Genomic DNA, 20,897 nt, shown 5'->3' with positions numbered 1-20,897 from the left:
GGTATAAAGAGCGTTGTACTGTGACTAAGTATTTCTACCTAAACCTTTTTGACTGTAGGGGGATTTATTGAAGAAGTTCATTTTATTTAATGGTTTCTTAACTTGGTGAGGCACCACAATGGGGTTTCAACCGCTTTCCTTGGCACAGCATTACCACGAACGCACCAAGTACGCCCCTGAGACCTTAGCCCAACAGGCAGCACCGCTCGATTTTAGTCGCCAGCCCAGTCCCTTCAAAACCTATCCCCTTGGTCAGTCCTTCTCCCTCAAGCCGTTTTTAGAACCTGAGCAGGGGGCAGCCCACCCCCACTGGCAGCGACTCTCACGGTTGTTGTACTGTACCTATGGCATTACTGGGGTGGTTCCCTATCCCGATCAGCCCTTTTATATGCGGGCAGCACCTTCTGCCGGGGGGCTATATCCAGCGGAAATCTATCTCCTCACTCGCAACGACACCGCCATTCCCGCTGGCATTTATAACTACCAAGTGAAAGACCATGCCCTTGTGCAGGTGTGGCAAAGCTATTCTTGGTCAGCCCTACAGGCCGCTTGTCTTTGGCATCCAGCGCTAGAAAGGACGCACATTGCGCTGATCGTGACAGCCGTCTTTTACCGTTCCGCTTGGCGTTATGGCGATCGCGCCTATCGCCGCATTTGCCTCGACATTGGGCACCTTTTGGGGAATGTGGAACTGGCCGCCAATATCCATGACTTTCGCGCTCACTTCATTGGTGGTTTTGTGGATGCCCAAATGAATGAACTGCTTTACCTTGATCCAGAACAGGAGGGAGTGTTGGCGGTGGTTGCCCTTGCCAATTTACTCGAAGTGGGTGAAAACTTGTCCACCTTCCCCGCAGTGTTGGCCTCTGCCACCTGCTATGACTATGGGGCGATCGCCAGTGGCGAGCTACTGAAGGCTTACCATCGTGCCAGTGCCCTCACCAATAGTGACATGATCTACGGCATGGCCAAAGAGACCCCCAGCCCCCCTGCCAAGGAGCCTACTGAACCCCCTGCTAGTAAATACAACTTTCCCTTTGGTCTGCGGGTGAGTCTCAGCAAAACCATCATTGACTGGGAAACCCATCTAGCCGCTCTCCAGCAAACCATTCTGCAGCGGCGCTCGACTCGTCAGTACAGTGGCCAAGGGATTGAGGTGGATCAACTGGCTGCCCTGCTCACCTTTGCCTACCATCCTCAGGACTACCGCGATCAAGGCCTAGATGAAGCCCCTAGTTTCTTTGACCCGACATTGGTGGAAACCTTTATTGCCGTGACGCGGGTCAAGGATCTGGAGGAGGGCTGCTACTACTATGCTGTGGCCGAGCATGAGTTACGCCAAATTCGCTTCAAGAACTTTCAAGAGCAGTTGCATTTCCTCTGCCTCAATCAAGACCTCGGTCGCGATGCCGCCGTGGTGATTTTCCATACCGCCAATCTGGAGCGGGCGATCGCTCGCTATGGGGAACGGGCTTATCGCTACCTCCACATGGATGCTGGCCACCTTGGACAGCGGATCAATTTGGCTGCCACCGCTTTGGGGCTAGGGGTCAGTGGCATTGGCGGTTTCTTTGATGATCAGGTCAACGATCTCTTGGGCATTCCCCCGCAAGAAGCGGTTCTGTACATTACCACCGTTGGCAAAGCAGCGTGACCCTCACCACCCGTGGCCACTACAGTATCAAGGCTCTATTGGACTTGAGTTTGTTACCCAACTATGGGCCTGCCTCCGTGCGCGCCATTGCTGAGCGGCAAAAGATTCCTGCCTCCTATCTGGAAAAACTCTTGATTGAATTGCGGCGGGCTGGCTTGGTGCGATCGCTGCGAGGCGTCTATGGGGGCTATCAACTGGCCCGTCCCCCGGCGGCCATTTCCCTGCGGGACATCCTCACTGCCGTTGGTGAATCGCCAACCCCCCTGTTTTTGCATCCTCCCCAACCAGAAGACAGCACAGCAGATTGGGTAACCCTCAGCCTCTGGCAACGTCTGCACCAAAAACTTCAAGATGCCTTGGCCAGTATTTCCCTTGAGGATTTATACTTTGATGCCCGTAGTTGGCAAGCGGCTCAAGGGGATGGGGCAACGTTTGTCATCTAGGCGATCTAGGCTAAGGGCATCCCAGAGTGGGGGGAGACACCCATGTCAGCACCAACCTACCCCAAAGCATGGCTGATCATTCGCGAACGTGGTTTGCCGAAACGGGAAGTTATTCTCAGTCCCGATCGCCAGTGGACGATTGGTCGCCAACTGGATTGCAGTATTCTCCTCAAAGATACCTACGTCTCGCGAGTGCATGCCGTCATCAACGCCTTTCTCTTTAAGGGGCAGCCCCTCTATTTCATTAGTGATTACCACAGTCGCAATGGCACGCTCCTCAATGGCCTGCCAATTCAGCACAGCACCCTCCTCCACCATGAAGATGTCATTTGTGTGGGTACCACCCTCATTGTTTTTTACTATCCAGACATGTTTAAGGACATCTCCCTCGATGAGCGCCCCAAACTGAGCAAACGTTCAACCGGCAGTCTGCCTTGGGTTGGCTAGGGGTTTGACAGCCACAGGGGATAAATTTTATGATGGAAAATTGTTGAGTTTGCACGGAACAGGTTTTGCAAGAGGCACGCATCCCCTCACCTGCACGGCAAGGAGTTTTTTAGTTTCTATGGCATACGCAATCATTGAGACCGGTGGCAAGCAACTGCGCGTTGAAGCCGGGCGCTTTTACGATGTGGAGCGGCTCCCCGTCGAGCCAGAGGGCACAATTGATCTAGAACGGGTGTTGCTGGTGCAAACCGATAGCCAAGTCCACGTCGGTCAACCCTACGTTAGTGGTGCGGTTGTCTCTGGTACGGTGATGGAGCATCGTCGCGGCCCCAAGGTGATTGTCTATAAAATGCGTCCGAAAAAGAAAACCCGCAAAAAACAAGGCCATCGCCAAGAACTGACCCGCATCATGATCAACGAGATTCGTCTCAACGGTGAATCCCTAGGAGGTTAACATGGCACACAAGAAAGGAACAGGTAGTACCCGCAACGGTCGTGACTCCAATGCCCAGCGTCTGGGGGTCAAGCACTTTGGCGGTGAAGTGGTTAAGGCCGGTCACATTCTTGTACGGCAGCGGGGGACAAAGTTTCACCCCGGCGTCAATGTCGGTCGCGGCAGTGACGATACTCTTTTTGCAACGATCGCGGGTGTGGTCACCTTTGAGCGCTATGGCAAAAATCGCAAGCGCGTGAGTGTCTATCCCCTAGCCGAGGGCTAAAACCACTCCTCGATAAACATTCAAAAATCATCTAATTGGGTCAATCCTCTGGGTTGGCCTTTTTTGTTGTCTTAGCCCATGACACCCCTAAGGAAGTGTTGACCCGAGTATTGTAAATTTCTATGAACAGCTTGCTTTAAGGTCGAGAAATTGTTAAATTAGATACAGAAATAAATCGTTCATCTCTCGCAGGACATCAGTAAACGCTTTTCAGACCGAGTTTAATTGTCAGCGTTGTACCTTCGCGAGGGACGGAAGTAGGGCAACAGATCCCGAAGGAACGCGCCTCAATCAGTCCACCTTGTAATAAAAATGGGGCGAAAATTATGACGACTCTTACTTATCGCGGCGTTCAATACAACTACGTTCCTCCAGCGATCAACAGCCAAGCAACGGATGTCGTGGCCAAGTATCGCGGTAGCACCTATCGTGTGGCTGCTCCGACAAATCCACCGGAAGACTCCTTAAAAATCATGACCTATCGGGGTGTCAAGTATCAAAAAGGCAAACAACCCGCCGGTGTTCCCGCTGCTCGCTTGGCCGATAATGTGGCTTCTGTGCCCGTGACGGCAACGGTTAACGAAATGGCTCGCTCCTTGGCGATGGCACATCATGTGATGATTAAAAGCCGTGAACAAACCCTCCTTGCCCGGATGGCAGAAGCAATCGGCATGCCGGTGGCGGCAGCCCATTACTGGAACCAAATCCAAGGGAAAATTAACCCCGTCTTTGGTGCCACCTACGATCGCTCCCCTGTGGCGCTGAGCTAAGGCAGCAATGACACTGGGTTGAAGTGTTGAGTTGAGTCAGTAGGAAAATAACGAGGGAGTCAGGTCATTCTTGGCTCCCTTTTGCTGTGGGCATTAACCCCGCCGATCCCAGGGCCCCCAAATGGCAAAGGTCATCCCCGGATGGTAGAGATTGACAAACATGGTTTGGCCGTCGGGTGAGAAGCAAACCCCTGCCAGTTCTTGATCATTGAGGGCATTGCGCGCAAAGGTGTATAGCTCTCCTTGGGGGGTGATACCAATGAGGCGATTAATGGCATCGTCGCCATCTTCGCAGCAAATGAGATCTCCCCAAGGGGCCATCGTCAAGTTATCGGGATAATCAAGAACCTCTTTGCCGGGGGACTCGACAAACAGCTCAATCGTGCCACCATCTGCTGCGGTGCGACCGGGGCGGTATCGCCAGATTTGGCCTAGCCGCTTTTCACCACCACTGGTGGCTGTAAAGTAAAACTCGCCATTGTGGTAGCAGAGGCCTTCACCGCGTACAAATTGGGCTGCCCCCTTGTCATAGCCCTCATAGCGCACGGTGTCTAGGGGAGGGTCAGGCTGGGTGATATTTACCCATTCCACCTCGAAGGGTTTGCGTAGGGGAAAATCCTGACCGGTGTTAATTTTCGGGTAGCGTTTGATTTTCAAGGCTTGGAGTTGGCCGCCAGCAGCAAGGTTGGTGGGTTCCTTGGGAATAAAGCGATAAAAGAGACTATCGCCGCGATCCTCTGTTTGATAGACGATATGCGTTTGCGGGTCGATGGCGATCGCCTCATGTTGAAAGCGCCCCATTGCCTTGAGGGGAACTGGCGTCACGGGGCCTTGGGCACTGATCGGTACTTCAAAGTTGTAGCCGTGGCGTTTTTGCACCGGACCGCGGTTGGCAGGATGTTCGGGCGTGGAAATGGTTTCCTCGCAGCTAATCCAACTGCCCCAAAGGGTTTTGCCGCCACCACAATTGCGCGAGGTACCGGCCAAAGAAACGTAATGCTTGAGGAGTTGCCGATCTTTACTCACCACGAGTGTAGTGGTACCGCCGGGGGCAATGGGGTCATACATCCGCTCCTTGGGAGCCACCACCCCCTGAAAGGCACGGGGTAGCCCCGGATACATCTCATGGTTGCGCACAAGGATGGTCGTGCCATCGGGGCCGGGGAAGGCGGCCATGCCATCATGGAGCGTCGGGACGGGGGCACCATCACTCAGGCGATCGCCCAGCTTGGAAAACACCCGATACTGAAAGCCTGCCGGCAAATCCAACAGGCCATTGGGATCCTTCACCAAGGGGCCAAATCCGCGTGTGGTCAGCAGTTCACCTTGGGCTGCCCGTTGATAGAGAAGCTGTAATCCTTGGGGAAAAAGTGCTGCCCCCATACCGGCGGCGGCAAGGGTGAGGAAGCGACGACGTTGCAAACCCATAAAAAACCCATGTAAACTGCACAACCAACGGCTAAAAGCCGACCCCTATTGTCTTACTGCAAACTTAGGAAGTTATTCAAGGGCGTTTTGTGGCCGATTGCAGATCGCTTGCTAAAATAAAGTCATAATGAGTTTGGATAAGTCAATGCGAGTGATCGATTTGCCCCTCAATGCCATTCGTCGTCCCCTGATGCGGCAAACGGATCCTGCAAAAGTCGCAGCCTTGATGGCCTCCATTGCGGAAATTGGCCAGCAGGAACCCATTGATGTCCTTGAAGTCGAAGGGCAGTACTATGGCTTTTCGGGGTGTCATCGCTACGAAGCCTGTCAACGGCTCGGACTGCCGACGATTCGGGCACGAGTCCGCCGTGCGCCCCGTTCGGTACTGAATCTGCACCTTGCCTAGGTGTCTTGTCAGATTCGCCTCAGTGTGGGATTCTAGCCAATTAGTCCCTCTAGGATAGCGATCGTGACCGGTGTACGCCTTGAAAAACTGACCAAGGTCTATCGCGACCCCCAGCGCGGGCATGATGTCACGGTGCTGCAAGGGATTGATCTGAGGGTCGGTGCGGGCGAGTTTTTGGTGCTGGTGGGGCCTTCGGGGTGTGGCAAAAGTACCCTGCTGCGGCTGATTGCGGGTTTGGATGAACCAACCACGGGCACAATTTGGGTGGGCGATCGCGTGGTCAATGGTTTACCCCCCAAAGCGCGGGACATTGCCATGGTTTTTCAAAGCTATGCCCTCTATCCCCATCTCACGGTTTATGACAACTTGGCCTTTGGCTTGCGCCGCAACTCGCAAATGAATGGCCTGTTACCCGCCCCCATTGAAGCGACCCTGACCCGCTGGACGCGATCGCTCCCCAAGGGGATGCAACTTTCTTTTCCCCGCGAGCGGGCAATTCACCAACGGGTGATGCAGATTGCGGCGATGTTGCAAATTGGTCACTTGCTCTATCGCTATCCCAAACAACTGTCGGGTGGTCAGAAGCAGCGGGTGGCCCTCGGACGAGCCATGGCCCGCAATCCCCAAGTGTTTTTGATGGATGAACCGCTTTCAAACCTTGATGCCAAGCTGCGCACCGAAACCCGCGCTCAAATTGTCCAACTTCAGCGGCAATTGGGCATCACAACCATTTATGTGACCCATGATCAAACGGAAGCGATGACGATGGGCGATCGCATTGTGGTGCTGCACCAAGGTCAAATCCAACAAATTGCCAGCCCCCTCGACCTGTATCAACGCCCTGCCAATCGCTTTGTCGCTGAGTTTATTGGCTCACCGCCAATGAATTTCTTAGCCGTGACCCTCAACCAAGGGAAGATTCAGTACCACCATTGGCAGTTGTCCCTAAGCCAGCCCTTACCCTCGGTATCCAAGGCATGGTTGGGGATTCGTCCTGAGCATTTTGTGCTGGCGACGGCCGATGCAGAGAATACGCTGCCCGTTGAAGTAGATCTGGTGGAAGCCCTTGGCCATGAAACGGGGTTGACGGTTCACCTCACTGCAACAGGAGAATTGTTGCGGGTGCGCTTGCCGGGACAACAGCCGATTCAGCGGGGCGATCGCCTGTATTTGCGCCCTGATCCCCAGCATTTCCACTTCTTTGATGAGCAAACGGGGCAGCGCCTAGAACCATGAGCCAGCGTCTGCAAGCCCGCCTCGCCATGGCCGGCATTACCCGCAAGAGTCAACTACGCCGTAAAGGATTTAGCCGCCAGCAAGCCAATGCCATTTGGTCTGGCGACCTACACCAACTGCGCCTAGAAACCCTCGAACACCTTGCCCAAGTTCTGGGGGTGACTCCCTTGGAGTTGTTTCAGTGGCTCTATGGTGAATCGGCTGCTGAGGCGGCGCTCCAACACCAAGCCCTTCAGATCCTGGAGCCGTTTCTGCGCTTCTGGCCCACTGCCGCTTATGCTGCTAGCCAAAACCCCACCGCCCCCGCCCAGCGGATTTTGCCCCTAGTAAAGCCAGTGTTTCAACTCCTCGAGCAGTGGGGGATTCGGTTGATTGGTGAGGTTGGAGCCTGTGTTCCCTTTGATCCGCACCAGCACCAAAGCGATCGCGTGCCCTTAGAGGAAGGGACACCGGTGCGCATTACCCATGCGGGCTATTGGTGGGGCGATCGCCTGCTCTTTCGGGCGGTGGTGACGCCAGTAGATACTCTTGGACAATCTGCCCCCTCAGCACATGCTCCTGAATCACCCGCTCAATAACTGCTGGCGTTGCCGAGTGATACCAGACGCCATCGGGATAGACCACTAAAATGGGGCCTTGTTGACACACCCGTAGGCAATTGGCCTTTGTGCGAAAAATACAGCCCTCTGGGCGCGGTTGATCCAAGCCCAATTCCTTGAGGCGTTTTTTCAAATACTCCCATGCTTCTAAACCCACTGCCTTGTCACAGCACAGGGGTTTGGTTTGATCAGCACATAGGAATAGATGCCGCTGAATGTGATCAATGCCGAGAGCTGCTACTTGCTGCGCTAACGAAGGAGATGTCATAGTTGGCTTTTTCTAATCTGCAACAAGGGTTTCCGGTGTTGGTAGCACCATTGAGGACGTGGGGGAGGGTTGACGCCGATTCCATTCAATGTCGGGCATTTCCTCAAAAGCCCGCCGCAGGGAGGCCTCCCAGAACTGCCGCACCTTCGACAAAAAAGGATCACCCAAGACAAATTCGGCGCGGTGACAGATCTGAAAGCTATCGGTGCGGTACATGATCAGGTCAAGGGGGGGGCCGACGGAGATATTGGATTTCATCGTTGAATCAAGGGAGAGCAGTGCATACTTTGCCGCCGCATCTACCGGCGTATCGAAGCGCAACGTGCGGTCTAAAATCGGCTTGCCATATTTTGTTTCACCAATTTGAAGAAAGGGAGTTTCGGGGGTCGCTTGCAGAAAGTTGCCCTGACTGTAGATCAGGTAGAGGTAGGGTTCCTCGCCACGAATTTGCCCCCCCACCAGAAATGTGCATTGGTAGTCAATGTTATCTTTGGCCAACCAAGGGCGATGACTATCGGTGACCTCCCGCAGCTTACCACCGACATAGCGGGCTACCTCGTACATATTGGGCAGTGAGTTGAGACTGTGCTCCAACTGACCCTTGAGATCACGGCGAATGAGCGTGAGCACTTCCTGAGTAATTGAAAGGTTACCAGCGGTACAAATGACAATCACCCGCTCCCCCGGCACCGAAAAATCAAAGAGTTTCTGATAGGTGGAAATATAATCCACCCCCGCATTGGTGCGAGAGTCTGCCGCCATCACCAGACCCGACGTGGTGAGAATTCCCAAGCAATATGTCATTTTGCCTATGCTCCGCCAATAACCAAGCACTATAGAGCATATAAGGAATTTGCAGCGATCGCTACGGACGCTGGGCATTGGAAATTGACCTGATCATCCGATAGGGTAGGGTTCGGTGTCACAGCGAAGTTTGCAGCAATGTCAGCCATTCTAGAAACCCTTGCCCTGATTCTCCTGCTGGGATTCTTTGCGGGTCAGTTGGCACGGCGACTAGGGGCACCGGCCTTGATCGGCATGATTCTCGTGGGGATTGTCCTCGGGCCTGCGGCCTTGAATCTGTTGCAAACCAATGTCCTAACGGCAGCCCCCACCTTCCGGGCCGTGGCGGTGATGGTGATTTTGATGAAGGCGGGGCTGGGCTTGGATCGCCAGAAGTTGGCACAACAGGGCACGGTGGCGCTACGCCTCGGTGTATTACCCGCACTGTGTGAAATGGTCGTTGTGGCTGGGGTGGCGATGCTGCTACTGGGATTTGATGTGCGCCAAGGGCTATTGTTGGGGGCGATCGTGGCACCGGAGTCCCCGGCTGTCATTGTGCCGGGCATGCTACGGCTAAAAAGTTTGGGCTGGGGCGTGGACAAGGGGATTAGTGATGCAATTCTCTCGGGCAGTGCTATTTCCGATGTAGTCATACTGCTGCTGTTTAGTCTGCTGATGGGGTCTGAGCATGAGGGAGGATTCCTAGGGGCTTTGCCGCCCGCCTTGGGGGTGAGTGTGCAGGCACTCCTTGAAATTGGTGGTGGCTTGATCGTGGGCTATGGCTTGGCCTGGGCGCTGGTCTTTTTGTTGGTCAAGCAAAACTGGAGTCAAAATCGGGTGCAAACAACCCTCGTGGCAGCAGCAGTGGCCTTGGGAGCAGTGGGCTTGGCCGATCGCCTGCCGTTGTTTTCCGGCTACCTTGCGGTGATGAGTGCCGGCTTCTTCTTGATTGAGATGGATGCCCCCCTAGCGCGGCAATTGCGGGGCGGCTTTGATGTGCTGTGGCAGGTGGCAGAGATTTTTCTCTTCGTGCTGTTGGGTGCCAGTGTCCAGTTGGGGGTGTTGCAAAGTTCCCTCGGTGTGGGTTTGGTGATTTTAGCGGTGGGTACCTTGATTGGGCGGGGCATCGGTTGGTATCTTTCCACCTTAGGCAGTAATTGGACACTCTCCGAACGCCTCTTTTTGCTGCCGGGGAATTCCGCAAAGGCAACGGTGCAAGCGGCGATCGGTGCTTTGCCCTTATCCGCTGGGGTGGCGGGGGGTGAAACGATGCTGGCGATCGCGGTTCTCTCGATCCTGATTACGGCTCCCTTGGGGGCATGGGCAATTCCCACGTTTGCGCCAAAACTCCTGCAAAAGGGCGAGGTGGATCCCACCAAAGTCCTGCTACAACCACGCGTAGTCCTCTTAGCACCGGTGGATGTTTCGAGTGTCACCCCCTACGTTCTCCAAAAGACGGCGGAATTAGCGCGGCGTGCTGATGCGGAAGTGATTGTGCTCCATGTGCAGGACGTACCTGACCCCAAGGCAGTGGCCACACTCGAAGCTCAAATTAAGCAGTACCTCGCAGACATTCGCTATCGTTTCATTGTGACCGCTGGCCCGATTACCGAAGCCATTTTGGATACCGCTGCCCTGTACAACGTGACGGAAATCATTCTTGGCAAACATGGTCAAAAGGGTCTCAAGCGTGTTCTCATGGGGTCTGTGTGTCAGAGTATTCTTGAGACCTCAACTCGACCCGTGTTGATTGTGGAGGAGCCACGCTCGTGATCTCGATTCATCCTCGGTTGCGCCCTGCGTTGGCCGTTAGTCTTGGAGCCATCCCCGCTGCCTTGAGTCGCTTCTTACTGGAGGCCTATTTGGAACCCTATCTTGCGGGTAATGTGCCCTTTGCTACCTTGATTGTGAATGTCACTGGCTGTTTTTTGCTGGGGGTGATTGCTCCCCTTGCCTTTGCCCGCACGTTTGTACTGCACCCCGATTTGCGCTTGCTATTGACAACGGGGTTTATTGGTTCCTACACAACCTTTTCATCCTACGAGTTGGATAACGACAAGCTCTTGGGGATCACAGATGCGGCAGTCGAGGGTTTTTACTGGCTCGGCAGTACGGGGCTGGGATTGCTGGCCTTGGAGTTGGGCAGCCGCTTAGTGCTGCGGGGGTTAGCCGATTGGGAGAAATGGGATGATCTCACCTGAAGGATTGTTGGCGATCGCCCTTGGGGCTGTGCCCGGCGCTTTGACACGCTACTACGTCGGTTTATGGAGCGATCGCCGCTTTGGCACCCTTGTCTTCGGTACCCTGAGCGTGAATCTCATGGGTGCCTTTCTTATGGGCTTTTTGAGCCATGTTTTAGTCCGTTGGGGGGCACCGCTGTGGCTTAGCTATGGCATCACCGTCGGCTTTTTGGGGTCTTTGACCACCTTTTCTACGTTTATCCTGGAGGTATCGAACCTGCGTCGTGAAGGCTACCCCCGCATTGCGTGGCTGTACTGGCTGAGTACGCCTATCCTCGGGTTTCTCTGTGTGGAAGCCGGCATTGGCCTCTCCCATTGGATGTAGATCAACGGCTAGCCGCCAATACTGGCCAGTAGCTTCGCTTCCTCCTCCTTGGAAATGAGGCGACCTTGGTTTTCGTAGTCGGGAATTTGGTCAAAGTAGAGGTAGCGATAGAGATCTGCTGCAAAGGGATCAATTTTCCGCGTCACAATCTCTAGGTACTCCTCGCGGGTGGGAATGCGCCCCAGTAGGGCACAAACTGCTGCTAGCTCTGCAGAACCAAGATAGACCCGTGCCCCTTTGCCCATGCGGTTATTAAAGTTGCGGGTGGAGGTGGAGAAAACCGTGGTGTTATCAGCAACACGGGCTTGGTTGCCCATGCACAGGGAGCAGCCCGGCATCTCCATGCGGGCGCCAGCAGCAGCAAAAATACCGTAGTAGCCCTCTTCGCGCAACTGCTGCTCATCCATGCGGGTGGGGGGTGCAATCCAGAGGCGAACCTTCACCGCCCCCTCTCCTTCCAGTACCTTGGCAGCGGCACGGTAGTGGCCAATATTGGTCATACAGGAGCCAATAAAGACCTCCTGCACTGGATCGCCGGCACATTCGGAGAGGGTTTTGATATTGTCGGGGTCATTGGGGGCAGCCACAAGGGGTTCCTTGATTTGATCTAGATCCACCTCAATCACATCGGCATACTCGGCATCCGCATCCGCCGAGAGAAGACTGGGATTAGCCAGCCATGCCTCCATCTTTTTCGCCCGCCGTAGAATCGTACGCGCATCGCCGTAGCCACGAGCCACCATATTTTTCAGGAGGGCTACATTGGAGCGCAGGTAGGTTGCCACCGTTTCTTCACTCAGTTTAATCGTGCACCCTGCGGCCGATCGCTCCGCTGTGGCATCGGTGAGTTCAAAGGCCTGCTCCAGTTGCAAGTCCGGCAGCCCCTCCATTTCCATGATCCGTCCGGAGAAAACATTCTTCTTATTCTCCTTGGCGACGGTGAGCTTACCCTGCTGAATGGCCACATAGGGAATGGCATTGACAATGTCCCGCAGCGTCACCCCCGGTTGCAACGCACCTTTGAAGCGCACCAGCACCGACTCCGGCATATCCAAAGGCATCACCCCCAAGGCTGCTGCAAAGGCGACCAAGCCAGAACCTGCTGGGAACGAAATGCCCAAGGGAAAACGGGTATGGGAATCCCCCCCCGTGCCCACGGTATCGGGCAGTAGCATGCGGTTGAGCCAAGAGTGAATAATGCCATCCCCCGGTCGCAGTGAGACGCCCCCCCGCGAGGTCATAAAGTCCGGCAGTTCTTTGTGGGTTTTGATGTCAACGGGCTTGGGATAAGCCGCCGTATGGCAGAAACTTTGCAAGACCAAATCCGCACCAAAGCCAAGGCAGGCCAGTTCCTTGAGTTCATCGCGGGTCATTGGGCCTGTCGTATCCTGGGAGCCAACCGTTGTCATCACGGGTTCACAGTAGGTGCCGGGGCGCACGCCAGGCAGACCACAGGCTTTACCGACAATCTTTTGCGCCAAGGTATAGCCCTTACTGCTCTCAACGGGGGGCTTGGGACGAGTAAAGAGGGGACTGGGTTCTTGGCCAAGGGCAGCCCGTGCTTTGTCGGTGAGGGTACGGCCAATCAGCAGGGGAATGCGCCCCCCCGCTCGCACTTCATCCAAGAGGGTCTCGGGTTTGAGGGTAAACACACTGATAACCTCCCCCGCTGCATTGGTAATTTCGCCGCGGTAGGGGTAGATCGTGATCACATCCCCCATATTCATTTGGGTAACATCGCACTCAATGGGCAGGGCGCCGGAGTCCTCCATGGTGTTGAAGAAAATGGGGGCAATTTTGCCACCGAGACAGACGCCCCCGGTGCGCTTATTGGGGACGTAGGGAATGTCGCGACCAATGTGCCAAATCACGGAGTTGGTGGCGGATTTGCGGGAGGAACCGGTGCCAACCACATCACCGACATAGGCAAGGGGGTAGCCCTTTTGCTTCAGTTCGGCAATGATTTGCAGTGCTCCCGGCAAGCGGCTTTCCAGCATCACCGTAGCGTGCAGCGGAATATCGGGGCGAGTGGTGGCATGGGGGGCAGGGGAAAGATCATCGGTGTTGGTTTCACCCGCCACTTTGAAGACAGTGACGGTAATCGCTTCTGGAAGGGGTTCACGGCAGGTAAACCAGTCACCATTAGCCCAAGATTCCATCACTTGACGGGCATAGGTATTCCCTTGGTGCATCAGGTCTTGGACATCGTGAAAGGCGTCATAGACCAAGAGGGTATGACTGAGGGCAGTGGCCGCCGCACGGGCAAGTTCTGGGTTCTCATGGCGCAGCAGCTCAATGAGGGATTGAACGTTGTAGCCCCCCAGCATTGTCCCTAGGAGTTCCACCGCTGCCACGGGGGTGATGAGGGGACTGGTGAGTTCTCCTTTGGCGATCGCCGTCAAAAAGCCGGCTTTAATGTAGGCCGCTTCATCGACACCGGGGGGCACGCGATCGCGAATTAGGTGCAGTAGGTAGTCTTCTTCGCCCGCTGGGGGGTGTTGCAGGAGATCACAAACCGCCGAGGTTTCTGCCGCCGTCAGGGGCAAGGGGGGAATTCCCAAGGCAGCACGCTCTTGGGTTTGCTGACGGTATTGGCTGAGTACGGTTGTGTCCACGCGCTGTTGACCTCAATTTGGCTCCAAGGAAAAACAAAATCATTTAGGTGCGGATCTAGATTTTAGAGTACAGATTCCCCTTTGGTGGTTTAATTGCCTGCCATGCCCCTATCGCCAGTCCCGTTGTAACTCTTCAGCAACGCGGCGGTAATCCGCTTGAGCTTCCTTCGCCTGCTTGCCCTTCCATTGGGTAATGGGAACCCCATCGAGAGCTGCCCGTTCATGGGCTTTGTAGGCGCGGATAAAGGAGTGACAGGCTGCTACCCCCAACTGCAAGAGCGTATTTTGGGCTTCGAGGGCTTCATTGACACAGCGGGGGTCAACGCGGGTGAGCAGGACGCGGTGGGGAACGTTAGACGGTTGCACCACTTGCTTCACCGTTTCAATGAGGGCGGCAAGGTCAATGGGGGCGGGGGGGGTGGGCAGCACCAGATAGTCGGCGATCGGTACCACCGCTGCTAGGGCACTGGAGGCTAAGGCCGGCGGCGTATCGACAACAATCAGGTCATAGCCAGAAAGCTGGCGTACCCTGCTGAGGAGTTTGGGGTTAAGCTCCTGGGCGAGATCGAAGCCCATGGATTGGCCACTGCGCTGAAACCACCACGTGGCTGAGGCTTGGGGATCCGTATCCACCAACAACACCCTGTACTGCTCGGCATAGGTGGCTGCTAGGTTGATTGCCGTTGTGGTTTTACCAACGCCTCCCTTACCGTTCAGGACAGCCAGCAGACGGGGTTCAGCCAAGGCTCTATCCTCCTAAAACTGCCGCAGAAAGCGCAAATCGCTGGTGTAAAAGCGGCGAATATCATCAATTTGATGCAGCACCATGGCAAACCGCTCCACACCGAATCCGGCAGCAAAGCCCGTGTAGACCTCTGGATCGTAGCCGACATTTTTGAGCACAGCGGGATCCACCATGCCACAGCCCATCACCTCTAGCCAGCGTCCCTGCCACTGCACATCCACCTCCGCCGAGGGTTCCGTAAAGGGGAAATAGCTGGCACGGAAACGAATGGGAACATCGCCAAAGAGTTCCGCCAGAAACGTCGTGACGGTACCCTTGAGGTCGGTAAAGGTCAGCCCCTCATCCACTGCCAAAATCTCAACCTGATGGAACACAGCCGCGTGGGTGGCATCCTCCGTATCCCGCCGATAACAGCGGCCGGGAGCAACAATGCGAATGGGGGGATCATTGAGTTCCATGTAGCGAATCTGCACCGAGGAGGTGTGGGTGCGCAGCAGATTGCCATCGGGCAGGTAGAAGGTGTCCTGCATGTCGCGCGCCGGGTGATCTGCAGGTGTATTCAGCGCCTCAAAGTTGTAGTAGTCAGTTTCCATTTCGGGGCCATTGGCAACGGTATAGCCGAGACCCACAAAAATATCGAGGATGCGGTCAATGGTGCTATTGAGGGGATGAATGTGCCCTTGGGGACGATAGACGCCCGGCAGGGTGACATCAAGGCTTTCAGCCGCCAGTTGGGCAGCAATTTTTTCGGCTTGCAGGGTTTCGCGGCGGGCTTCTAGTTCTTGGAGCAGTTTTTCCTTGAGGGTGTTGGCGAGGGTACCGATGGTGGGGCGATCGCTAGGGGGCAGTTTGCCCATAAGGGCGAGAATTTGTGAGAGTTCGCCTTTTTTGCCCAAGTAAGCCACGCGCAGTTGCTCTAGGGTATCGAGGGTGCGGGCTGCAGCGATCGCCTGTAGGGCTTTGGCTTCTAAATCTTTAAGTTGTTGGCTGAGCCGATCACGATCAAGGGTGGGGGTCGTCATGGCAAAATGCAGTTGCGGGGTGCACAAATGGCAACAATTTCGGTCAAGATAAAGCATTCCCACCTGTTGGGAATAAGCCTTGATTATAACGCTATGCCCGCAGTTGCGATCGCGATGGTTCTCGAATGCCGATTCCCAACCTCACCAGCCAGCCTAAACAGACGGTCAGTCAGTGGCTAGCCAGCGCACCCCAAGCCTTTCTCCGTTCACCGCGGTTTTCTACGAACCGCGAGCAACAGATGGCGATCGCTGCCTGTGGGCTGTGGTTTTGGGCACAACTCCTTTACCTGCACGATTTGTCTGCAACCCCTTGGCCGTGGCTCGAAAGTGTGGTGGAGGCCGCCGCCGTCGTCATCATTGGTGGTTTCCCAGTGCTGTGGTGGGCAAGGGGCCAGCGGGATTTTAATAAGATGGCTCAACGGTGGCCGGGGCGGTTACTCCTCAGTTTGGCACTGTACATTGCCATTGGCTTGATTCTCCCCCAAGCAGGCCGCTTTCCTTGGCAGCGGGTTCTCACCAATTTAATCTTTGCTGATCAGCCGTGGCTGAACTTGCTGATCTTTCTCGGAGGCGTCTGGGCCATGGTGCGCGTCCCTTTCCTCTTGCGGCAGCAAACCACACCGCCACCAGTGTTGTGGGCTTGGATCAGTGGAGCAGCGCTTTATTTGTTGCTCAGCCACAGTGGGTTGATTTCGCCAGCCTTCCCCAAGGCGTACACGGAAGGATTCATCATTACCCCTATCTATCTGCTCCTATGTGCTTGGGGCGATTGGCAGCGGCGACACCCCCCACGGGCGACCCCCACGGGATTGGGACTACACGACCTTCCCCTAATTGCGGTCTCGCTTTTTAGCCTCTACTGGTTCTCGACCCCCTACTTTCGCTTTGGCCCTTTTGTGGCACTGCAACTGTTTATTTTGGTGATCATTTTTGGCGGTGGGCTGGGGCGATCGCACTTTGGCTATAGCTTTGAACCCCGCTGGCGCGATGCTCGTTTATTGGCGGCAATGTTCTTGGCAGCTTTGGTAACCATGGTGCCCTTGGGGAGTCTATTGGGCTTTTTGCCCTTGGCGAAATTTAACTTGACGCCTTCGCCTTTGGCGGTGTTTGTCTATGTCACCCTCTTTGCAATGCGGGTGGGCATTTTTGAGGAGGTGCTCTTTCGCAGTGGTTTGATGATTTTCGTGCGGGATCTGTGGCAGCACTATGGGGGCGATCGCCAGCGGCCGGTGGTCATTGCTTGGGGTGCCATTCTCATTTGTTCGCTGCTTTTTGGTATTCTCCATGTAGGCAATGAGCCGAATGCCGATATTCAACTGCCCCTCATGGCCTACCGAGCGGTGTATATCATCATGGCAACCTTGGCCTCCCTCTTTTACTGCCTCACCTTTGCCTGTACCCAGCGCCTCTGGGCGGGCGTTCTCCTGCATGGTCTGGTGGATGCGATCGCCGTCGTCTTTTTTGGCGCTGCCCTTGTTGCCCCTTTCTAGCGCACCACAATCACAGGCACACCCGGCTTGACTTTCTCAAAAAGCTCCTCAATGTCGCGGTTGTACATCCGCACGCAACCGTGGGAAACCGCCTGACCAATGGAATCCGGATGGGGGGTACCGTGCAGCCCAACCCAATTGGTGCCATCACTCCAAAAGCCAATCCAACGCCGCCCCAAAGGGTTCCGCGGATGGCCGCCGGCAATCACTGCCCCGGTAAAGGGATTTTTCCAAGCGGGATCGCGAATCATCTCCCGCACTTGAAATTGACCTGTGGGGGTTTCCCACCCCGGACGACCCACGGCCACGGGATACCGGCGCAGGGGAGTTTGTCCTTGATAGAGGGTCAATTGGCGCCGTGATAGGCTGATTTCTAGGCGCAGGGGAGCGGTGACCGCTGGGGGAGGAGCAGTAGCAAGGGCAAAGGGGAGACGACCCCAAAGACTCAAACTCACCCAGCCAACAACCGCGATCGCTCGCTGGCCAGCTTTTAGGAAGCCTTGCGCTTTCATTACTCAATTCACTCCTACCACTGTGAGATTGGCATTGGGGAATAATAGATAGCTACGTTGCCACTGAAAAATTTTTCAAAATTCTAGATGAATGACCAAGTTCTCCGCTATTTACCCCTTGCAACGGGGGTTTTGGGGGGCACACTTCTCCTCATCAATCGCCTCTTGACCCCCACCCTGACCCCTTCCCAAGCCCGTGCCGATGTCGTGGGGGTGATCCTTGCGGCGGTGCTCATTTTAACGACGCTAATTTGGCAGCGGGTGCAGCCCCGACCGCCAGAAGCCGTGATTCTTGAAGGGGAAGAGGGATTTGAACTTGCCGATGATCTGGATGCTGCCCTGAAAACAGAGCTGGCCTGGCTGTCCTATACCTTGCTGAAGAATACGCCCACAAAGTCCATTGTCATTTGGCGGGCCGATCGCCCCCTCCTGCGGCGCGGTATTCTGGGGCCCAAACCAATGACGGCCACGGGTGCCATTGTCCAGCGCGCCCTGCAAACCCAACGCCCCATCTATTTAGTGAATTTAGCCCTTTACCCCGGACGCATTGAATTTGACTATTTGCCCCCCAATACCCAAGGGGTGATCTGCCAACCGGTGGATGCGCAAACGGTGATGATTCTCGGCACCAATGCCCCCCGCCGCTATACCAAACAGGATGAACAGTGGGTAGCTGCCCTTGCCGCAAAATTCGCCCAAGTGCTGGCAGAACAGTACAATAAAGCCTAGACACGCTTTGCAGCGACTTTTTTTTGACACTGAAGACCGTTGATTAGGATTTCGATATTTACTATGACTGTTGCCACTTCTGCTACCCCTGCTGTGCCCAGCGACTCGCGTCAACGGGCAGCGACTTTTTTGAAAGACCTCCAGGATCAGATTTGTCAGGCCCTAGAGGCAGCCGATGGCGGTGCCCAGTTTCAAGAGGACAGTTGGCAACGTCCCGAAGGGGGGGGCGGTCGCTCGCGGGTGATGAAAAATGGCCAGCTCCTAGAGCAGGGGGGCGTTAATTTCTCAGAGGTGTGGGGAGAGCAGTTGCCCCCCTCAATTTTGACCCAGCGGCCGGAGGCGGCGGGGCATGGCTTCTATGCCACGGGTACCTCCATGGTGCTCCATCCCCGCAATCCCTATGTGCCAACGGTGCATTTGAACTACCGCTACTTTGAAGCTGGGCCGGTGTGGTGGTTTGGCGGTGGCGCAGATTTGACCCCCTACTACCCCTTTGCTGAGGATGCGAAACACTTCCATCAGGTGCATAAGGCTGCCTGCGATCGCCACCACAGCGAGTACTACCCCGTGTTCAAACGCTGGTGTGATGAATACTTCTACCTCAAGCATCGCGGCGAAACCCGTGGCGTGGGCGGCATTTTCTTTGACTACCAAGATGGCAGCGATCGCGAGCTTTACCGCGGCCCTGATCCCCATGGCGAAGCTGCTCGCTATAGCCGCCAAGTGGGGTCTGTGGGCAATCGGTCGTGGGAAGACCTGTTTGCCTTTATTCAAAGCTGTGGCCAAGCCTTTCTAGAAGCCTACCTACCAATTGTGGAACGGCGGCGTCACCTCGAGTATGGCGATCGCGAGCGGCAATTTCAGCTCTATCGGCGCGGGCGCTATGTGGAATTCAACCTCGTCTATGACCGCGGCACCATCTTCGGCCTGCAAACCAATGGCCGCACCGAGTCTATTTTGATGTCCTTACCCCCCCTTGTCCGCTGGGAATATGGCTATACCCCGGAACCCAACAGCCGCGAAGCGGAACTGTACACCACCTTTCTCAAGCCCCAAGACTGGGTGAATTGGCCAAGCTAAATGAGGATCAGTGCCCCTGTGTTGCGCCGTGTGCTTGCCCTCCTAGGTGATCTGCGCCTAGCAATTCTCCTGTTGCTGGTGATTGCGATCGCCAGTATTGCCGGCACCGTGATTGAGCAGGGGCAATCCCTCAGCTTCTATCAGGCCAATTATCCCGAAGACCCTGCCCTGTTTGGTTTTCTCAGTTGGCGGGTGCTGCTGGCCCTAGGGCTAGATCATGTCTATCGCACCCCTTGGTATCTCACTCTGTTGGTGCTCTTTGGGGCGAGTTTAACGGCCTGTACCTTCAGTCGGCAGGTGCCTGCCCTCACCACGGCCCAACGCTGGCAGTACTACTCCCAACCGCGTCAATTCACCAAACTGGCCCTGAGCACCACGATTCCCCAAGGCTCCCTCAAGGAACTGGCCGCTGCCTTGAGCGCAAAGGGCTACCGCGTCTGGCAAACCGACAATCAACTCTATGCCCGCAAAGGCATTGTTGGTCGCATGGGCCCGATTGTGGTTCATGCCAGTATGATTCTGATTTTGCTGGGGGGGATTTTGGGGGCGCTGACGGGCTTTATGGCGCAGGAACTGATTCCCAGTGGTGAAACCTTTCATCTTCAGCACCTTGTGCAGGCGGGTCCCTTGGCGCGGGTTCCCCAACACTGGTCGGTCAGGGTAAATCGCTTTTGGATTGATTACACTGATGCGGGGGAGATTGATCAGTTCTACTCAGACCTCTCGATACTGGATGCGCAAGGCCAAGAGGTGAAGCGGGGCACGATCCATGTCAACCAGCCCTTGAAGTATGGCGGGGTCACCCTCTATCAGGCGGACTGGAGTATTGACGCCATTCGCTTTCGCCTAAACAACAGTCCCGTGCTGCAACTGCCCATGGCCCAGCTAGACACAGAAGGCAAAGGTCGTCTTTGGGGCACATGGCTGCCCACGAAACCGGATCTCTCGGAGGGGATTTCCCTGATTGCGCGGGATCTCCAAGGCACGGTGCTCATCTACAGCCCCAAGGGCGAGTTTCTCACCAGCTTGCGCACCGGCATGAGTACAGAAATCAATGGGGTCAGGCTGACATTGGTTGAACTGGTGGGCAGTACAGGGCTACAAATGAAAGCCGATCCGGGGATTCCCCTGTTTTATGCGGGCTTTGCCCTGTTGATGGCGGGGGTGATCATGAGCTATGTGTCCCACTCGCAGGTGTGGGGGCTGCAGGAAAACGATCTCCTCTATGTAGGTGGCCGCACCAATCGGGCGCAGTTGGCCTTTGAGCAGGAATTGGTGGCGATCGCCCGTCAATTGGCACCCCAAAGCCAAACCACAGAAGTGGAAGTTTAGCCCCTTGACTCTCTAGTTGACTGGAGACTTGAAGATTCTCAATAGGGAGTGCTC

General features: G+C 55.4%; 23 protein-coding genes and 1 riboswitch. Of the genes, 16 read left to right on the top strand and 7 right to left on the bottom strand.

All coding sequences use genetic code 11. The features are described from left to right. Window positions 1-118 precede the first annotated feature (118 nt). From M0644_RS10625 to M0644_RS10600, 6 genes are all read left to right on the top strand, one after another. A complete protein-coding gene (locus M0644_RS10625; RefSeq protein ID WP_286625656.1) occupies window positions 119-1,654 on the top strand; it encodes a SagB/ThcOx family dehydrogenase in 1,536 nt (511 codons plus the stop codon). After that, a complete protein-coding gene (locus tag M0644_RS10620; RefSeq protein WP_286625655.1) occupies window positions 1,651-2,097 on the top strand; it encodes an Rrf2 family transcriptional regulator in 447 nt (148 codons plus the stop codon). The genes M0644_RS10625 and M0644_RS10620 overlap by 4 nt, the downstream gene beginning before the upstream one ends. A 42-nt stretch (window positions 2,098-2,139) precedes the next feature. Then, window positions 2,140-2,544 carry an FHA domain-containing protein gene (locus M0644_RS10615; RefSeq protein ID WP_149820675.1) on the top strand — a complete coding sequence of 135 codons (405 nt, stop codon included), beginning with the start codon at window positions 2,140-2,142 and terminating at the stop codon, window positions 2,542-2,544. A gap of 118 nt (window positions 2,545-2,662) precedes the next feature. After that, window positions 2,663-2,998, top strand: a complete 336-nt coding sequence (gene rplU, locus M0644_RS10610; RefSeq protein WP_149820672.1) for a 50S ribosomal protein L21 — start codon at window positions 2,663-2,665, stop codon at window positions 2,996-2,998. 1 nt (window position 2,999) lies between these two features. Beyond that, window positions 3,000-3,263 (top strand): 50S ribosomal protein L27, encoded by a 264-nt coding sequence (gene rpmA / locus M0644_RS10605; RefSeq protein WP_149820670.1) that lies wholly within the window; start codon window positions 3,000-3,002, stop codon window positions 3,261-3,263. 174 nt (window positions 3,264-3,437) lie between these two features. After that, window positions 3,438-3,550, top strand: a riboswitch (Glutamine riboswitch). 39 nt (window positions 3,551-3,589) lie between these two features. Continuing rightward, window positions 3,590-4,033, top strand: coding sequence for a DUF4278 domain-containing protein (locus tag M0644_RS10600; protein ID WP_149820668.1), 444 nt, complete (start codon window positions 3,590-3,592; stop codon window positions 4,031-4,033). A gap of 93 nt (window positions 4,034-4,126) precedes the next feature. On the opposite strand, the gene M0644_RS10595 is transcribed toward M0644_RS10600, so the two are convergent. Further along, a complete protein-coding gene (locus M0644_RS10595; RefSeq protein WP_149820666.1) occupies window positions 4,127-5,461 on the bottom strand; it encodes an alkaline phosphatase PhoX in 1,335 nt (444 codons plus the stop codon). 145 nt (window positions 5,462-5,606) lie between these two features. Here M0644_RS10595 and M0644_RS10590 point away from each other — a divergent pair, with 145 nt between their 5' ends. The 3 genes from M0644_RS10590 to M0644_RS10580 all read left to right on the top strand — a co-directional run bounded on the left by M0644_RS10590 (window position 5,607) and on the right by M0644_RS10580 (window position 7,681). Next, window positions 5,607-5,867 (top strand): ParB N-terminal domain-containing protein, encoded by a 261-nt coding sequence (locus M0644_RS10590; protein ID WP_149820664.1) that lies wholly within the window; start codon window positions 5,607-5,609, stop codon window positions 5,865-5,867. A 63-nt stretch (window positions 5,868-5,930) separates the two neighbouring features. After that, on the top strand, window positions 5,931-7,103 hold the full coding sequence (locus tag M0644_RS10585) for an ABC transporter ATP-binding protein (RefSeq protein WP_315863000.1): 1,173 nt from the start codon (window positions 5,931-5,933) through the stop codon (window positions 7,101-7,103). Continuing rightward, entirely contained in the window at window positions 7,100-7,681 is a 582-nt protein-coding gene (locus tag M0644_RS10580) for a helix-turn-helix domain-containing protein (RefSeq protein ID WP_286625652.1), read from the top strand. Before M0644_RS10585 ends, M0644_RS10580 begins: the two co-directional genes overlap by 4 nt. On the opposite strand, the gene M0644_RS10575 is transcribed toward M0644_RS10580, so the two are convergent. Further along, complete coding sequence (locus M0644_RS10575; RefSeq protein ID WP_149820658.1) at window positions 7,563-7,970, bottom strand: ferredoxin; 408 nt, start codon at window positions 7,968-7,970, stop codon at window positions 7,563-7,565. The genes M0644_RS10580 and M0644_RS10575 overlap by 119 nt on opposite strands. Before the next feature lie 12 nt (window positions 7,971-7,982). Continuing rightward, window positions 7,983-8,774, bottom strand: coding sequence for a proteasome-type protease (locus M0644_RS10570; RefSeq protein WP_190278070.1), 792 nt, complete (start codon window positions 8,772-8,774; stop codon window positions 7,983-7,985). Window positions 8,775-8,912: 138 nt separating this feature from the next. Between M0644_RS10570 and M0644_RS10565 the strand changes: the two genes are divergently transcribed. From M0644_RS10565 to M0644_RS10555, 3 genes are read left to right on the top strand one after another with little or no spacing between them, the layout of a single operon-like run. Next, window positions 8,913-10,526, top strand: coding sequence for a sodium:proton antiporter (locus tag M0644_RS10565; RefSeq protein WP_286625651.1), 1,614 nt, complete (start codon window positions 8,913-8,915; stop codon window positions 10,524-10,526). After that, window positions 10,523-10,954 (top strand): fluoride efflux transporter CrcB, encoded by a 432-nt coding sequence (gene crcB / locus M0644_RS10560; protein ID WP_226971950.1) that lies wholly within the window; start codon window positions 10,523-10,525, stop codon window positions 10,952-10,954. Before M0644_RS10565 ends, crcB begins: the two co-directional genes overlap by 4 nt. Continuing rightward, the gene (locus tag M0644_RS10555; protein ID WP_286625649.1) at window positions 10,941-11,318 is read left to right on the top strand and encodes a CrcB family protein; all 378 of its coding nucleotides are present in this window, start codon (window positions 10,941-10,943) and stop codon (window positions 11,316-11,318) included. Before crcB ends, M0644_RS10555 begins: the two co-directional genes overlap by 14 nt. Before the next feature lie 8 nt (window positions 11,319-11,326). Here the strand turns inward: M0644_RS10555 and acnB are convergent, their stop codons facing one another. The 3 genes from acnB to pheS all read right to left on the bottom strand — a co-directional run bounded on the left by acnB (window position 11,327) and on the right by pheS (window position 15,700). Continuing rightward, window positions 11,327-13,933 carry a bifunctional aconitate hydratase 2/2-methylisocitrate dehydratase gene (gene acnB / locus M0644_RS10550; protein ID WP_286625648.1) on the bottom strand — a complete coding sequence of 869 codons (2,607 nt, stop codon included), beginning with the start codon at window positions 13,931-13,933 and terminating at the stop codon, window positions 11,327-11,329. 108 nt (window positions 13,934-14,041) lie between these two features. After that, a complete protein-coding gene (locus M0644_RS10545) occupies window positions 14,042-14,677 on the bottom strand; it encodes a ParA family protein (protein WP_190278069.1) in 636 nt (211 codons plus the stop codon). Window positions 14,678-14,689: 12 nt separating this feature from the next. Beyond that, window positions 14,690-15,700 (bottom strand): phenylalanine--tRNA ligase subunit alpha, encoded by a 1,011-nt coding sequence (gene pheS, locus M0644_RS10540; protein ID WP_286625647.1) that lies wholly within the window; start codon window positions 15,698-15,700, stop codon window positions 14,690-14,692. 125 nt (window positions 15,701-15,825) lie between these two features. Between pheS and M0644_RS10535 the strand changes: the two genes are divergently transcribed. After that, window positions 15,826-17,190: a CPBP family intramembrane glutamic endopeptidase gene (locus M0644_RS10535; RefSeq protein WP_286625646.1), complete on the top strand. Its 1,365-nt coding sequence runs from the start codon at window positions 15,826-15,828 to the stop codon at window positions 17,188-17,190. Here the strand turns inward: M0644_RS10535 and M0644_RS10530 are convergent. Next, window positions 17,187-17,702 carry a L,D-transpeptidase gene (locus M0644_RS10530; protein WP_286625645.1) on the bottom strand — a complete coding sequence of 172 codons (516 nt, stop codon included), beginning with the start codon at window positions 17,700-17,702 and terminating at the stop codon, window positions 17,187-17,189. The two genes, M0644_RS10535 and M0644_RS10530, sit on opposite strands and share 4 nt — an antisense overlap. Before the next feature lie 87 nt (window positions 17,703-17,789). Between M0644_RS10530 and M0644_RS10525 the strand changes: the two genes are divergently transcribed. The 3 genes from M0644_RS10525 (at window position 17,790) to M0644_RS10515 (ending at window position 20,843) form a co-directional block, all read left to right on the top strand. Further along, window positions 17,790-18,431, top strand: coding sequence for a cofactor assembly of complex C subunit B (locus M0644_RS10525; protein WP_286625643.1), 642 nt, complete (start codon window positions 17,790-17,792; stop codon window positions 18,429-18,431). Between the two features lie 63 nt (window positions 18,432-18,494). Beyond that, window positions 18,495-19,511 (top strand): oxygen-dependent coproporphyrinogen oxidase, encoded by a 1,017-nt coding sequence (gene hemF, locus M0644_RS10520; protein ID WP_286625642.1) that lies wholly within the window; start codon window positions 18,495-18,497, stop codon window positions 19,509-19,511. Beyond that, complete coding sequence (locus M0644_RS10515; protein ID WP_286625641.1) at window positions 19,512-20,843, top strand: cytochrome c biogenesis protein; 1,332 nt, start codon at window positions 19,512-19,514, stop codon at window positions 20,841-20,843. It abuts the gene before it with no gap. Window positions 20,844-20,897: the final 54 nt, after the last annotated feature.

Source organism: Thermosynechococcus sp. B1, from assembly GCF_030322985.1.
Classification (GTDB): Bacteria; Cyanobacteriota; Cyanobacteriia; order Thermosynechococcales; family Thermosynechococcaceae; genus Thermosynechococcus.
This window is presented reverse-complemented; position numbering and strand designations above follow the sequence as displayed.

What these genes read in the sequence shown, in the direction of transcription:
- pheS (WP_286625647.1), bottom strand. Translation starts at nt 15,700, where the DNA reads ATGACGACCCCCACCCTTGATCGTGATCGGCTCAGCCAACAACTTAAA.
- M0644_RS10595 (WP_149820666.1), bottom strand. Translation starts at nt 5,461, where the DNA reads ATGGGTTTGCAACGTCGTCGCTTCCTCACCCTTGCCGCCGCCGGTATG.
- M0644_RS10525 (WP_286625643.1), top strand. Translation starts at nt 17,790, where the DNA reads ATGAATGACCAAGTTCTCCGCTATTTACCCCTTGCAACGGGGGTTTTG.
- M0644_RS10535 (WP_286625646.1), top strand. Translation starts at nt 15,826, where the DNA reads ATGCCGATTCCCAACCTCACCAGCCAGCCTAAACAGACGGTCAGTCAG.
- M0644_RS10590 (WP_149820664.1), top strand. Translation starts at nt 5,607, where the DNA reads ATGCGAGTGATCGATTTGCCCCTCAATGCCATTCGTCGTCCCCTGATG.
- M0644_RS10625 (WP_286625656.1), top strand. Translation starts at nt 119, where the DNA reads ATGGGGTTTCAACCGCTTTCCTTGGCACAGCATTACCACGAACGCACC.
- rplU (WP_149820672.1), top strand. Translation starts at nt 2,663, where the DNA reads ATGGCATACGCAATCATTGAGACCGGTGGCAAGCAACTGCGCGTTGAA.
- M0644_RS10580 (WP_286625652.1), top strand. Translation starts at nt 7,100, where the DNA reads ATGAGCCAGCGTCTGCAAGCCCGCCTCGCCATGGCCGGCATTACCCGC.
- M0644_RS10530 (WP_286625645.1), bottom strand. Translation starts at nt 17,702, where the DNA reads ATGAAAGCGCAAGGCTTCCTAAAAGCTGGCCAGCGAGCGATCGCGGTT.
- hemF (WP_286625642.1), top strand. Translation starts at nt 18,495, where the DNA reads ATGACTGTTGCCACTTCTGCTACCCCTGCTGTGCCCAGCGACTCGCGT.
- M0644_RS10575 (WP_149820658.1), bottom strand. Translation starts at nt 7,970, where the DNA reads ATGACATCTCCTTCGTTAGCGCAGCAAGTAGCAGCTCTCGGCATTGAT.
- M0644_RS10515 (WP_286625641.1), top strand. Translation starts at nt 19,512, where the DNA reads ATGAGGATCAGTGCCCCTGTGTTGCGCCGTGTGCTTGCCCTCCTAGGT.
- M0644_RS10615 (WP_149820675.1), top strand. Translation starts at nt 2,140, where the DNA reads ATGTCAGCACCAACCTACCCCAAAGCATGGCTGATCATTCGCGAACGT.
- M0644_RS10565 (WP_286625651.1), top strand. Translation starts at nt 8,913, where the DNA reads ATGTCAGCCATTCTAGAAACCCTTGCCCTGATTCTCCTGCTGGGATTC.
- rpmA (WP_149820670.1), top strand. Translation starts at nt 3,000, where the DNA reads ATGGCACACAAGAAAGGAACAGGTAGTACCCGCAACGGTCGTGACTCC.
- M0644_RS10555 (WP_286625649.1), top strand. Translation starts at nt 10,941, where the DNA reads ATGATCTCACCTGAAGGATTGTTGGCGATCGCCCTTGGGGCTGTGCCC.
- M0644_RS10570 (WP_190278070.1), bottom strand. Translation starts at nt 8,774, where the DNA reads ATGACATATTGCTTGGGAATTCTCACCACGTCGGGTCTGGTGATGGCG.
- M0644_RS10600 (WP_149820668.1), top strand. Translation starts at nt 3,590, where the DNA reads ATGACGACTCTTACTTATCGCGGCGTTCAATACAACTACGTTCCTCCA.